General features: G+C 59.1%; 12 protein-coding genes. 8 read left to right on the top strand and 4 right to left on the bottom strand.

The window, feature by feature from the left end:
- The first annotated feature begins 9 nt into the window (after nucleotides 1–9).
- From E3U32_RS19450 to E3U32_RS19435, 4 genes are all read left to right on the top strand, one after another.
- The gene (locus E3U32_RS19450) at nucleotides 10–705 is read left to right on the top strand and encodes a response regulator (protein WP_134350075.1); all 696 of its coding nucleotides are present in this window, start codon (nucleotides 10–12) and stop codon (nucleotides 703–705) included.
- A complete protein-coding gene (locus E3U32_RS19445) occupies nucleotides 702–1,898 on the top strand; it encodes a sensor histidine kinase (RefSeq protein WP_134350074.1) in 1,197 nt (398 codons plus the stop codon). The genes E3U32_RS19450 and E3U32_RS19445 overlap by 4 nt, the downstream gene beginning before the upstream one ends.
- A 78-nt stretch (nucleotides 1,899–1,976) precedes the next feature.
- Nucleotides 1,977–3,125, top strand: coding sequence for an efflux RND transporter periplasmic adaptor subunit (locus E3U32_RS19440; protein WP_134350073.1), 1,149 nt, complete (start codon nucleotides 1,977–1,979; stop codon nucleotides 3,123–3,125).
- Complete coding sequence (locus tag E3U32_RS19435) at nucleotides 3,122–6,199, top strand: efflux RND transporter permease subunit (RefSeq protein WP_134350072.1); 3,078 nt, start codon at nucleotides 3,122–3,124, stop codon at nucleotides 6,197–6,199. Before E3U32_RS19440 ends, E3U32_RS19435 begins: the two co-directional genes overlap by 4 nt.
- 22 nt (nucleotides 6,200–6,221) lie before the next feature.
- On the opposite strand, the gene E3U32_RS19430 is transcribed toward E3U32_RS19435, so the two are convergent.
- Nucleotides 6,222–6,989, bottom strand: coding sequence for an arylamine N-acetyltransferase family protein (locus tag E3U32_RS19430; protein WP_134350071.1), 768 nt, complete (start codon nucleotides 6,987–6,989; stop codon nucleotides 6,222–6,224).
- A gap of 96 nt (nucleotides 6,990–7,085) precedes the next feature.
- On the opposite strand from E3U32_RS19430, the gene E3U32_RS19425 reads away from it, so the two are divergent.
- Entirely contained in the window at nucleotides 7,086–8,540 is a 1,455-nt protein-coding gene (locus tag E3U32_RS19425) for a PLP-dependent aminotransferase family protein (protein WP_134350070.1), read from the top strand.
- Here the strand turns inward: E3U32_RS19425 and E3U32_RS19420 are convergent.
- On the bottom strand, nucleotides 8,512–9,396 hold the full coding sequence (locus tag E3U32_RS19420) for a LysR family transcriptional regulator (protein WP_134350069.1): 885 nt from the start codon (nucleotides 9,394–9,396) through the stop codon (nucleotides 8,512–8,514). The two genes, E3U32_RS19425 and E3U32_RS19420, sit on opposite strands and share 29 nt — an antisense overlap.
- Nucleotides 9,397–9,531: 135 nt before the next feature.
- On the opposite strand from E3U32_RS19420, the gene E3U32_RS19415 reads away from it, so the two are divergent.
- Complete coding sequence (locus E3U32_RS19415) at nucleotides 9,532–10,512, top strand: NAD(P)H-dependent flavin oxidoreductase (RefSeq protein ID WP_134350068.1); 981 nt, start codon at nucleotides 9,532–9,534, stop codon at nucleotides 10,510–10,512.
- A 66-nt stretch (nucleotides 10,513–10,578) separates the two neighbouring features.
- Here the strand turns inward: E3U32_RS19415 and E3U32_RS19410 are convergent, their stop codons facing one another.
- Nucleotides 10,579–11,025 carry a hypothetical protein gene (locus E3U32_RS19410; protein ID WP_134350067.1) on the bottom strand — a complete coding sequence of 149 codons (447 nt, stop codon included), beginning with the start codon at nucleotides 11,023–11,025 and terminating at the stop codon, nucleotides 10,579–10,581.
- Nucleotides 11,026–11,100: 75 nt separating this feature from the next.
- Nucleotides 11,101–12,156, bottom strand: a complete 1,056-nt coding sequence (locus E3U32_RS19405; RefSeq protein WP_134350066.1) for an SDR family oxidoreductase — start codon at nucleotides 12,154–12,156, stop codon at nucleotides 11,101–11,103.
- A 97-nt stretch (nucleotides 12,157–12,253) separates the two neighbouring features.
- Between E3U32_RS19405 and E3U32_RS19400 the strand changes: the two genes are divergently transcribed.
- Together E3U32_RS19400 and E3U32_RS19395 are read left to right on the top strand one after the other, a co-directional pair.
- Nucleotides 12,254–13,156, top strand: coding sequence for a LysR family transcriptional regulator (locus E3U32_RS19400; RefSeq protein ID WP_134350065.1), 903 nt, complete (start codon nucleotides 12,254–12,256; stop codon nucleotides 13,154–13,156).
- A 68-nt stretch (nucleotides 13,157–13,224) separates the two neighbouring features.
- Nucleotides 13,225–13,494 (top strand): hypothetical protein, encoded by a 270-nt coding sequence (locus tag E3U32_RS19395; protein ID WP_134350064.1) that lies wholly within the window; start codon nucleotides 13,225–13,227, stop codon nucleotides 13,492–13,494.
- The last annotated feature ends 9 nt before the right edge of the window (nucleotides 13,495–13,503 follow it).

Genomic DNA, 13,503 nt, shown 5'->3' with positions numbered 1-13,503 from the left:
GGAGAACGGATGTTGTCCAGAAGAGTACTGATTATTGAAGATGACGCCGACGCGGCTGGCGTGCTCGAAGCCTATTTACGGCGTGAAAATTACGACGTGACCATTACCGGAGACGGTCTTTCCGGGCTGGAGATGGCGCAGCGGTGGAAACCCGACCTCATTCTGCTGGATGTAATGCTGCCGGGGCTTAACGGCACCGAAGTGCTGGCTGGCCTGCGTCGTAAAAGCGACGTGCCGGTGATCATGGTTACGGCCATGGGAGATACCCCCGATCGCATTGGTGCCCTGCGGTACGGTGCCGATGATTACGTTGTTAAACCTTATCATCCGGGCGAAGTGGTGGCGCGGGTGCAGGCGGTACTGCGACGCAGCAGTAAAAAAGAGACAGAGGAAAAGATCCTTCGCTGGCAAACGCTGGCGGTGGATGTCGCCGCCATTGTGGCGAGCGTGGATAACGGCGACGACGCGCCTGTGATGCTCGATCTTACACCAACGGAATTCTCTCTTCTGGCAACGCTGCTGCGTTCTCCTGCGTACCCGTTTTCCCGCCAGTATTTACTGGAGCACTGTTTGCCGGAAAGCGAGGCGCTGGAGCGCGTAGTCGACACCCATATTTATAACCTGCGCAAAAAACTCGAGGCTGGCGGTATTTCCGGCGTGCTGATCAACGTTCGCGGCGTGGGTTACAGGTTCAGACAGCCATGATAAAACACCGGCACTCCTCTCTGTGGCGCTGGATTTGCGCGCGCATATTAGCCCTGGCCATCGGCAGCGTGATTGTCATCGCGACCTGTATGTGGCTGCGTTATGCGGTCCAGAACTACTGGATAATGGGCAGGATGCCGGCGGCGGTCCGACAAGAGTTTCTTACCCTCAGCCAGAACCCGCAGCTCAACCCGGCCCGTTTCCACACGATTGTGGATACCTGGTGGGGCCTGAGCTATTCCACGCCGTCCATCGCTTCGGCGGACTGGGCCACGGTGGCGCTGCTGGTGCTGGTGATGATCCCGTTTATCGTGGTGATGGGGCTAAAACACGCCCGGCCGCTGGCGCTGCAGTTCAGCCGACTTCGTGATGCGGCAAAGGATGTTGCCGAAGGGCAATTTGGCCGTCAGGCAGAGCTCATCAAGGATGCGCCGGCGGAAATGGTCAGCTTCGCGACGGACTTTAACTCCATGACGGGACGACTCGCCCGCTATGAAAAAGAGCTCCGCGCCTCACACGTGGCGATGGCACACGAGCTGCGATCGCCCCTGACGGCCGCCATCGGGCGGATGCAGGGCATGTTAGACGGTGTGTTTGATGCCAGCCCCGCGCAGCTGGAAATGGTCATGAAGCAGCTCCAGCACCTCAATCGTCTCACCGATGAGCTCCACCTTATCTCGTTGGCCGACGCGGGTAACCTTGTGCTGGAGGACCAGCCGTTCTGTCTGGATGAGCTGATCCAGGAGCGGGCTGCCTGGATCATGCCCCAGGCCGATGCGCATCATTTCAGGATAACGCTGCGTAACCCGCACACCTGCCCCTTCCGGGGCGATGCGTTCCGGATGGGCCAGGTCATTACCATCCTTATGGAAAATGCGCTACGTTACGGACGCGAAGGCGGCCACCTTGATGTGGCGCTGCACTACGCCCGCGGGCATTACACCCTCGAATTTACCGATGACGGGCCGGGCGTCTCGCCCCAGTTCTTACCGGAAATGTTTAAACGTTTTAGCCGCGAGGAGCAGTCCCGCGCACGGCACTCCGGCGGCAGCGGCCTCGGTTTGTCCATCGCCCGGGCGATTTGTCAGGCGCATGGGGGGGAGATTAGCGCGTCATTACCTGAATCAGGCGGCCTCGCGGTGCGCATTTTATTGCCCTGGCATCCGTCCGATAATGAAAATCTTCACTCTTGATAAACCCTTGACACAACATCGAATCTTTCTCGACGTAGCGCGCATTTAATAACGCCATCACCTTTATGGAGCGGCGTTATGTCAGACGAATTTATTCTCTCCCTCCGCCACTGCCTGCATCATTTGTACGGCGTGGCGCGCACCCTTTCCTGGCTGCATTTTCTTCCCCTGGCGCTGATTGCGCTGGCGATTTTTCCGCTGACCGGCTGCGGTGAAAAACACGAAAATCAGCCAGACCCTGTGCGTACGGTACGCTACGTCGTCGTGGGCGCCGCCCAATCGCTTCCCGCGCTGGAAAGAACCGGTGAAATCCATGCCCACGATGAAACGACGCTGAGCTTTCGCACCGGAGGCCGGATACTGACGCGTAGCGTCGATATTGGCGATCGGGTCACCGCCGGACAGCTGCTGGCCACGCTTGATAATACGACCGGGCAAAACCAGCTCGACAGCGCCGCGGCCGACTATGAAGGCGCTAAAGCCTCTGCGCAGGTCGCCGCGCTTAACGTCAGTCGAATGCAAAAGCTCATGCCAACGGGCGCGATAGCCCGCACGCAGCTCGACAGCGCCCGTGCGGACTGGCTTGTCGCCAGCGCGCGCTTAAAAAGCAGCGAGGCCGCATGGCGTAACGCACGCGAAAGCCTGGGCTGGACGCGCCTGATCGCCCCGCAAACGGGCACGATCACGGCCGTGAGCGCGTCTGCGGAACAGGTTGCCAGCGCCGGTCAGTCTGTGCTGACGCTGGCGACCGGTGAAGCCCGCGACGCGGTGTTTGATATTGCCACGCCCGATGCGGTCCCGCCTCTGGACAAGGCGGAGTTGCAGGTTTCCCTCCTCAGCGACCCGTCAGTTCAGGCGTCTGCCGCGCTGCGGGATATCACCCCGCAGGCCGATCCTCAGACCCGCACCTGGCGCGTCAGGGCCACCCTGCAAAACCCGCCAGCGGCCATGGCGCTGGGCGCCAGCGTCACCGTTACGTTGCCCTCCACCGCTCCGCACGGGTTTACCCTGCCCGCGTCGGCGCTAAGCCGCGCCGGCGACAAACCAGCGGTTTTTGTGATCACCCCGCAGTCGCAGGCGCAGCTGCGCGTGGTGGTGCCCGCCAGCTATACGGCCACCTCCGTCATGATTGCCTCCGGCCTTGAGCCAGGCGACAGGGTCATTACGGCAGGCGTGAGCACATTACGTTCCGACGAGCCGGTGGTGCCCGGGGAGGTTCAGCCATGAACGCAGGCGCGGAAGCGAAACTTAACCTGTCCGCCTGGGCGCTTAAGAACCAGCAGATGGTCAGTTTTTTCATGCTGCTGGTCATTGCGATGGGCGTGTTCTGCTATGAGAAGCTGCCGCGTAACGAAGATCCGGCATTCACCATTAAAACGGCCGTCGTCTCCGCGCAGTGGCCGGGAGCATCCGTGGCGGATACCACCCGCCTGCTGACCGATACCCTTGAGAAAAAGCTGCAGGAAACGCCCTGGCTGGATTATCTCGAAAGTGAAACCCATGCCGGACGCACCGTTATCCACGTCAACCTTCGTGACGATACGCCCCCGCAAAACGTGCCGGGCATCTGGTATCAGGTTCGCAAGAAAATGCAGGACATCGCGCCGTCCCTGCCTGAAGGGGTGCAGGGCCCTGCCGTTGACGACGAGTTTGACGACACGTTCGGCACCATTTATGCCTTTATTCCCGAGGGTTTCACCCTGCGTGAGGTCCGGGATCGCGCAGAAACAATACGTCGGGAGCTCATGTCCGTGCCGGATATGGGCAAAACCACCCTGCTGGGCGAACAGCAGGAGCAGTGGGTCCTCGCCTTTTCTCCGGCGCGTCTGGCCGGTATGGGGCTCGATATTCAGGAGGTTGCCGACGCCCTCCGGGCGCAAAACGCGGTTGTCCCGGCAGGGATTATGCGCACCGGACAGGAGAATATCGCCATAAAGGTCAGCGGGGCGCTCTCGACCGAAGAGAGTTTACGCGCCGTCACGCTGCACGTTAACAATCGCTATATTCCGCTGACCGACATTGCCACCATCACGCGGGAAACCGCCGAGCCGCCGGCCCCTGCTTACCGGGTGAACGGCAAACCGGCAATCGGGCTGGCGGTGTCGATGGCGCCGACGGGCAACATGCTGCGTTTCGGTGCGGCGCTGAATGCCAAAATGGCGGCCCTCAGCGCCGGGCTGCCGCACGGTATGGAGATGGTGAAAGTCGCCGATCAGTCGGCGGTGGTCAGTGACGCGGTAAGCGGTTTTATCCGGGTGCTTATCGAAGCCGTTGTTATCGTGCTGGCAGTCTCATTTGTCTCGCTGGGGTTGCGGGCAGGGCTGGTGGTGGCGACGGCCATCCCGCTGGTGCTGGCCATGACGTTTGCCGGCATGATGCTCGCCGGCATCGGCCTTCAGCGCATTTCGCTCGGGGCGTTGATCATTGCGCTGGGTCTGCTGGTGGATGACGCCATGATTGCCGTAGAAACGATGGTCTCCCGGCTGGAAGCCGGGGATTCCCGCCTGCACGCGGCTACCTGGGCCTTCCGGACGACGGCATTTCCAATGCTCACCGGTACTCTGGTGATGATTGCCGGTTTTATTCCCGTTGGTTTTGCGGCCTCCAGCGCCGGTGAATACTGCTTTTCCTTGTTTGCGGTGGTGCTCATTGCCCTGCTCTGTTCCTGGGCTGTCGCAATCCTGTTTTCGCCGCTGACGGGGACGTGGCTGTTGCCGGAAAAAATCAGGCATAGTGCATCAGGCCCCGGCAGGATCGCGCGCGGGTACGGACGGCTTTTGCGCCTGGCACTACGTCACCGGCTCGCTACCGTGCTGTTCGCCCTTTCCGCGCTGGGGCTGTCAGCGTACGGCACGACGTTTATGCAGGGCGAGTTCTTCCCCGCCTCCGACCGGCCTGAGCTGCTGGTCAGCCTGACGCTTCCGGCCAACGCCTCGCAGCAGGAGACGCTAAGGCAGGTGGAAAGGCTGGAAAAGGCGCTGGCCGGCAACGGCAATATCGATCGCTACTCTACCTACGTCGGGTCGGGCGCCATCCGTTTTTATCTGCCGATGGACGTGCTGCTGGAAAATGAAAATATCGCCCAGATGGTTGTGGTGGCTAAAGATCTCGAGGCGCGGGATCGTCTGCATACGCAGTTGAACAGGATCCTGGCGACGCAATTTAGCGACATCATCACGCGCGTGTCACCCCTTGAGCTGGGGCCCCCCGTCGGCTGGCCAATCAAATACCGGGTGAGCGGGCCTGATTATCAGCAGGTCCGGGCGCTCGCGAACCGTCTCACGGACGCGATTGGCCGGTCGCCGTTATCACGCGACGTTAACCAGACGGCCGGAGAGCCGGAGAGGGTCATTACCCTTGAGGTGAATCAGACGGCGGCCAGGGCGGCGGGAATATCGTCTGAGAGTCTAGCCCGCGCGCTGAATACCGTCTGGTCCGGCAGCGTTGTTACCTCGGTCAGGGATAACGATCGCCTTGTTGACGTGGTGCTCCGGGCCGCGGACAGCGCGCGTCACAGCACCGCCACCCTCTCCTCGCTCACGATTCAGGGGAATGACGGTAAAAAAATTCCGCTCAGCGCCGTCGCGACGCCGGTCTGGGGCGTGGACGATCCGGTCATCTGGCGTCGGCAGCGCGTGCCCTTTATCACGGTGCAAACGGATCTTGCCCCGGGACTGAGGGCTGAAGCGGTATCGACAGCGCTGCGTCCGGCGGTCGATACGCTGCGCGCGGGTCTGCCGGCAGGTTACAGCATTGATGAAGGCGGCGCGGCTGCCGAATCGGATAAGGGGAATAACTCCGTCTTTAGCGTTCTTCCGGTGACGCTGGTCATCATGCTGTTGCTGCTGATGCTTCAGCTGCGGCGATATTCCCGGATGCTGCTGGCGCTCCTGATGGCCCCGTTTGGTTTACCGGGGATCGTGCTGGCTATGCTGCCCGGCGGAACGCCGATGGGGTTTGTGGCGCTGCTGGGCGTCATCGCCCTGGCGGGGATGATCGTGCGGAACGCGGTGATATTGATTAGCGAAGTTGACAGCAATCTTGCTCAGGGGATGGCAAGCGATGCCGCGATTATGGCGGCCGCGGAGCACCGGGCCAGACCCATCTGTCTGACCGCCTGTGCCGCCATTCTGGGGATGATCCCTATCTCTCACCAGGTCTTCTGGGGTCCAATGGCCTATGCCATTATCGGCGGGCTGCTGGTTGCGACGCTGGTAACGCTGACCGTGTTACCCGCGTCGTTTAGCCTGCTGTTACAGTGGGGGGCTCAGCGTAAAACCCCAGAAGAGAGGCAGTGCTGAGGCCCCACCGCTTCCCGGCAGATTACGCGGCGGTCAGCGCAAAACGGTCTTTCAGGACATGGCGGATGTCCTCCTCCGCCAGTTTCCGCGTTTCAGTGCCGTTCGCCGTGATGGTTTTCAGCACATCGCCCAGCAAAATCTGGCGTCCTTCCGGGCGATGCTGCACTACCACCAGCTTTTGCACAAAGATGGCATCCGGGTGCGTGGAGTTAAGGTAGTTGGCCGGGACGAAATCAATCCACTCCTGGGGGGAGAGATCGAAGCCGTATTGCCGGGCCCACGCTCCCTCAACCTTCGCCTCAAGCAGATACTCACCCTCCGCGCTGCGGCTTAGCCGAAACGTGTCGAAATCCTGCTTGATATCCACATCAAGCGTGTCCAGCGCCATCGGCGCACGAATGCCGTAGCTGCCGAACCCGAGGTCGCAAAGCCACTGGCGGCTATCCACGTCCGCGATGAGCGCCATATGGGTTTTCGGCCGCCGAGCAGGGTAGAACATCGGGCGCGCCGCCACGAAACGGTAAGGTATCCCTAACGCCGCCAGCGCCATGGCAAAAAGCCCGTTCACCTCATAGCAGTAGCCGCCGCGCCCCTGCGTTAATACCTTATCGGCAATATCGTCTGGCGCCAGCGAGACAACTTTGCCCGCCTGCACGTCCAGATTTTCAAAGGGGACGGAAAAGAGCTGATGACGCATCAGCGCATGCAGGGTAGCCGTGTCGGCAGCCGCTGGCCCGGTGTAGTTTATGCGTTTGAAATACGTGGAAATGTTGAAATTATCGCTGTGCATAATGCCTCCTTGTCCTGAACATGCCGGACACTATAGATGGCGCGCATCATTGGCTGTATAGTCAGTTTTATCGAAAATTAGCCTGAACAGATACCCATGTCTGCCCCGTCACAATCATCCCCACACTATCGCCGAATTGCTGAGATGCTGCGCCTCACGCTGACGTCTGGTGCGCTGCGCGTCGGCGACCGCATGATCTCCGCGCGTAAACTGGCTGAACGTGAGCACGTTAGCCTTCCGACGGCGCTGGAGGCCCTTCGCTGCCTGGAGGCTGAAGGGCTGATCGTTGCGCGGCCGCGTTCAGGTTATTACATCCGCCAGACCAGCCTCCCTCCGCGCGTGGAGCCCGCGCGTTCCCCGCCAGGCCCGGTACCCGTCACTATGTCCGCCGTGGCCCGGTCGCTGTTCAGCAGTGCAGAAGCCCGACTGATCCCGCTGGGCGCCGCTCTGCCCGATCCCGCCTGGCTGCCGGGAGATGCGCTGCAGCGGGCGTTGCACTCTGCGGGCCGTCGTCTGGACGCGCACGGGCAGAGCTACAGCCTGCCTCCGGGAAGGGGAGATTTGCGCAGTAAAATTGCCGCGCGTGCTGCGCAGTGGGGAGCCCGCTTCGGCGCGGACGACCTTATTATCACCGCGGGCGCGACGCAGGCGCTACGCCTGGCCCTTCGGGCGGTGTGTCAGCCTGGCGATGTCGTGGCGATTGAGCAGCCAGCCTACTTTGGTACGCTCCTGCTGCTGGAGGATTTAGGCCTGAAGGCCTTAGCGATCCCCACCGATCCTGTGGAAGGCCTGCTGCTGGAACCGCTGGCTGACGCCATTCGCTGCCACCGCCCCGCTGCCGTTCTGGCCTCTCCAACCGTGCAAAACCCGTTGGGTGCCAGCATGCCCGTCGCGCGCAAGCAGGAACTTGTGTCCCTGCTTGAAGAGGCGGGTATTCCTTTGATTGAGGATGATGTCTACGGCGATCTGGTCGGCGAGGGGCAGCGTCCTCCGGCCTGTAAAGCGTTCGATCGCAGCGGGAACGTGATTTACTGCAGTTCCCTGTCTAAAACGCTTGCGCCGGGCTGGCGAATCGGCTGGATTGCCGCCGGACGCTACCACCCGCAGGTCTTACAGGCCCGCATGGCCGGAGACTGGGCTGGCACGCCGCTGCTGGAAGCCGCGACGAGTGAGATGCTGGCAAGCGGCGACTACGATCGTCACCTGCGGCGGCTAAAGCGCCGGGTCGCAGAGGGAATACGCGCCGTCGTGGCGCGGGTCGAGGCCAGTTTCCCTCCCGGTACGCGCGTTAACGTACCCGCTGCCGGTTTTCTGCTGTGGGTGGAACTTCCTCAGCAGGTCAACGCGCTGGAGGTGCATCGTCGCGCGCTGGCGCTGGGCATTGGCGTCAGCCCTGGCCCTCTTTTTTCCCCTGGCGCAGAATTAACGCATTTTCTGCGGCTAAACTGCGCAAACGAACCCACGCCCCGCCTGCTGAACGCTGTGGAACAGATTGGCGCGCTGTGCCATGAACTGGCTGCTTTTACACCAGACTCTCCAGCCACTCGGTAAAGACCCGCACCTTGCGGGAGAGATGACGGTGTGGATAGAGCAGTGACAATTTGCGGTCCGGAGAGCGATAGTCCGGCAGGACTTCAACCAGAAGACCGCGGTCTATGTAAGGCTGAAGAAAGAGATTCATCCCCTGCATCAACCCCAGCCCGGCCAGGCCTGCCGCGATGTAGGCCTCGGAGTTATCCACGACAAGCTTACCGGGCAGCCTAATCTCCGCGGTACCCTCTGGCGTGCTAAACGTCCACGGATGAATTTGTCTGCTGCTGTTATTAATCCAGTTGATGGCCTGATGATTCTGTAAATCATCCAGCGTTTCCGGCGTACCGTGTTTTGCCAGCCACGCCGGGCCGGCACAGGTCGTAATTTTAATGTTCCCGATTTTACGCGCGATATAGTCGCCGTCGTCCAGCTCGCCCACCCGCAGCACACAGTCCAGACCATCCCGCAGCATATCCCGACGGCGGTCAGAGCTGCTCAGAATGATGTCAATCTCAGGATGCTGACGATAAAAATCAGGCAGGTTGGGTATCACCCGCAGCGCCGCAAAAGAGATGGGCATATCCACACGCAGCTGGCCGTGTATTGCCCGGTCAGCACCAAACGACTCCAGTAATTCGTCCGCCTGCGCCAGCAGGGGTTTGCTCCGGCGATAAAACGCTTCTCCATCCGGCGTCAGGCTAATCCGACGCGTTGTGCGTTGCAGTAGCCGCGTTCCGCTGTGTTGCTCCAGAAGCTGTAACGCTTTGGTAACGGCCGGGCGATGGACCTGTAGATTCTCCGACGCCTGGGTAAGGCTCCCTGACTCGACAATCTCAATAAAAATTCTTATAGATTCAAAGAGGTTTATTTGCATAAGGGATAGTTTTGCCGCGAGCAGGATAAAATTATTGTTATTAATTTTATAACAGTGATGAATGTTTTTGGCTATTTTTCCTAACAATCTTGCGCCCTACACTCTCCCCCATTCAAACATGAGGAAGAGTCTGCTATGAAAAATAACCGTATTTGCCAGATCCTGGGTATCGAAAAACCTGTTATTCAGGGACCGCTGTCCTGGCTCACCGACGCCCGTTTAGTCGCTGCGGTCAGCAATGCCGGCGGGCTCGGCGTGCTGGGACCCAACGCGGGCTTAACCGCCGACACCGCGGTCTCCACGCCGGAAGCGACCGCCGAAAAAATGCGGGAAGAAATTCGTAAAACTAAACGGCTGACCGAAAAACCCTTTGGCGTGAACCTGATCCCCACAGCCGTTAATGACGTCTGGACAGGGCCTATTCTTCAGGTGGTGAAAGAAGAAGGCGTCAGGGTCGTGGTGTATACGGGCTATGGGGAAGGCAGCATTATTCCGGCGCTGTTCAGCGAATTAAAAGAGGCGGGTATCGCCATTATCTATCGCGATATCAACCCCACGCCGGAGAACACCCGCCTCGCAGAAGATATGGGAGCAGACATTATTGTCGCCACCGGTTTTGACGAGGGCGGAACGTTACCCGCAACGGTGCTTGGCACCTTTTCCATCGTGCCGCTGATTGCCGATGCCGTGAAGCATATTCCGGTGATGGCGGCGGGCGGTATTACCGATAATCGCACCGCCAGAGCGGCGCATGCCTTAGGTGCTGAAGGCGTATTTGCCGGTTCGGTGTTTATCAGTACCGAAGAAAGCCGCGTGCCGCAGGGGGTCAAAGATAAAATTGTTGCCGCCAACGGTCTCGACTTGCTGCTTTTTCGCACCGTACCCCATTACTACCGCTCTCTACCCGGCAGGCTGGCGGAAAAACTGGCGGCGATGGATAAAGCAGGCGCAAGCAACGAAGCGCTGGGCAAGGCGATGGGCGGATTACGGGGCCTGCGCCTGGGCATGCTGGAAGATAACACCGATGAAGGCTATATCGCGCTCGGCACGGGGATTGGGAACATCCAGAGCGTGAAAAGCGTGGCAGAGGTGGTTAACGCGTTAACGGTTGAGTAAGACCTTCCCCCTGATGCTATGGACGCTGCACAAGAGCGGCGTCCGCATACCGTCTGCGGTTGTTTTTCACAAATTGAGGATTGCGCGTTCTTTAACGACAGCATCAGGATTGGCAGTTTTCACCGCAGCCAGAAAAGCCGTGAAGTTATGATTCCAGAGGGTGAGATTGTTATAAAACTGCACTTGCTTTTCATTAACACCGTCACGGTAAATAACAATCCAGACCCGTCTGCTATTTATCTCGGTATTCCCCGGCCCGATTTTAATGATATTAGCCAGCGCAATCTGGCGGGTGGCGTTGTTTTTAACTTCATATAAAAACTGGTCATCATAAAACCAGGTTTTACCTGCATTCCCGCCAAATAGTGAGGGGTTGGCAGATATCTTTTTCATCCCGTTACGCTCTGAAATAATGCTTTTTGCCTGGCGAATGCGTCTGACAAAAAATCTTAACAGTATGAAAAGCGCAATAAGGGGCAGCGCGACTGATAGTAATTTTAAACTCTCGTGCATATCCCTGCCCCGCCATACTTTTTTATCAACGCGTGAGTATAACGCGCCGATCGTTGATGACAACACCTCTTACGGTCAGGGAATAATCCGCGCGGCTCTCAGCTGCGCGAACAGGCTGAAGAACATCTCATCGGTCGCCTGCATTCGCGTGAAGCCCGACCGCCGGAGCTTGCTCCCGTCACCGAACATGTCGTAATCCCAGCTAAAGACGAAATCGGCAAAATGCCCGTCGCTCAGCTGCATAATATCCGCTTCCACCAGCCGTTCCCCGGCAAGGTCGCGCCATACGCCGCGATAGTCCGTAAACAGCTGATGAAATGACAGCCTCACCGGCGGCGCAGAGTCCAGCTCAAACCAGCGTGCGATGCGCGGCCACAGCTCGCTCCAGCGCCAGATATCGCCATTATTCACGTTGAACACCTGATTCTGTGCCACAGGTGACGTGGCGGCCCACAGCGTTGCTTCGGCCAGCAGCCCGGCGTCAGTATGATCGACGATGCTGTGCCAGGCTTGTTCCGAACCGGGAAAACGCAGCGGTAAACCCAGCGCCTTACACAGTGAGGCGTACAGGGCGATGCTCAGCGCAAGGTTCATGGTATTGCCGGATACAGCACTTCCCACCACGCCCGGCCTGATGGCGTTCCAGTGCCAGCCTTTCCCCCGCTGAAACTGGCTGAGCCATGTGAGCTGCGCGGCGTTAAATTCGGCCCCCGGTACGCCGGGATCGCTTTCCCGCGCCGGGGTTTTAAACGGCCCCAGATGCGCACCATAGACTTTGTATCCCTGCATCAGGCTTACCGTCTGCAAAGATGCCGTTTTTTCGAGGGTGCTGACCAGATTACGCAGCATCGTGACGTTCGGCTCAACCATGTCTGTCCAGTTCGCCGCGTTCGCCCAGGCGCTGTAAAAAATGTGGGTGACGCCGTTCAGGGCGTGCAGCGCCCGTGCAGTGTCCTGCGCATCCAGTAAATCGACGTTCACCATCGGAATACCGTCCGGATGGGTTACCGCCTGGCGACTGAGGCCGATAACCTCCCACTGATGATGCAGGAGCGTGTTGACAAGCTGTCTGCCGACAATGCCGCTGGCCCCCGCAACCAGGGCGACGTTGTGTTGCTGCTTTTTATCCATGGTATTTCTCCAGAATGGGTGACAGACGCAGTGTCATATATTATTTTTTTAGCGGATATCCCTTACAGCCGATGGCACTTATCAGAAAAACCATTAAATGAATAATAAGCTCAACGCCATTTCCACTTTTCTCTGCGTTGCACAGGCGGGTTCCTTTTCGGCAGCCGCCCGCCAGAGCGGGATGAAACAATCCGCCGTTAGCCAGCAGATCGCCGCCCTTGAGCAAGAGCTCGGCGTGGTGTTACTGCATCGCACAACGCGCACAATGAAGCTGACCGAGCAGGGAGAACGTTACCGGCGCGACATGCAGCTGCTGCTGGACGCCATGCGGGAAGCGGAAAGGCGGCTGAATCCCGTTGACCACAAATTTCAGGGAAGCGTGCGTGTCCAGTTGCCAAGCGGCCTGGGTCAGATTGTTTTGCCCCCTTTACTGGCGCTGCAACGCCTGCATCCAGAACTGCATCTGATGATTTCCCTTGATGACCGCATTGCCGATCTGGTGACGGAGGGCGTGGATGTCGCGATACGGCTGAGCAGCGAGCCCCCGCAGGCGCATGCGGCTCGCGTGCTGGCGCGTATTGAAACCGCACTGTTTGCCGCCCCCGGTTTTCAGGCGGTGCACGACGTCAGCGAGCTGGCGACGCTGCCGCACGTACGATTTAGCGGCATCCCGCCGGATGCTCCGCTGAAGTTGATATCTGAGGAGGACACCCTCGATGTGAAGGTAAACACCGTTTTCCGGGCCAATACCAGCGACGCGCTGCTGCAGGCGCTGGAGGCAGGCATTGGGATCGGCGGCATGCAGCGCCCTCTTGCGGCCCGCGCGCTACAGGCCGGCACGCTGGTACCGGTATTATCCGCCTGGCGGTTACCCGATCGCTTCCTTTATGCCGTCTATCCTGACGCCCGTTTTATTCCGCAACGCGTCCGGAGCGTCGTGGGCGTGATTGAGCAATTACTGCCTGAAATAATAAATAAAAACCGATCGTTTCCACCGTAAATCACGTGCGTTTTTTAACCGCAAGGAATAGAGTATTTTCACCGTATTCTTCTCTATCTGGAGCACCTATGCCGGATTACCGTTTTTTCCAAAAAGGCCCGAACCTCATTGCGATCGAGAGTGCAAACACCGACTCGGCCGCTCAGCTCATCGCTCAGGGGTTTGAAAAACAGTTTGAGGAGATCGGCGCCGCGGATGAAAAAGAGGCGCTGACCCGCCTTGCTGATATCCGCAGAAATAATGAAATCGATCGCCATAACTTCCTGGCCGGGGCGGGCGAAATGCCGTTGATCGGCGTACTGACGGCTGCGGCAACCTGGTTGACGCAAAAGAAATAACGCAACCAT

The organism is Lelliottia nimipressuralis, assembly GCF_004402045.1.
GTDB lineage: Bacteria > Pseudomonadota > Gammaproteobacteria > Enterobacterales > Enterobacteriaceae > Enterobacter > Enterobacter chinensis.
Note: the sequence above shows the minus strand (reverse complement) of the source record. Positions and strands in the feature narration are given on the sequence as shown.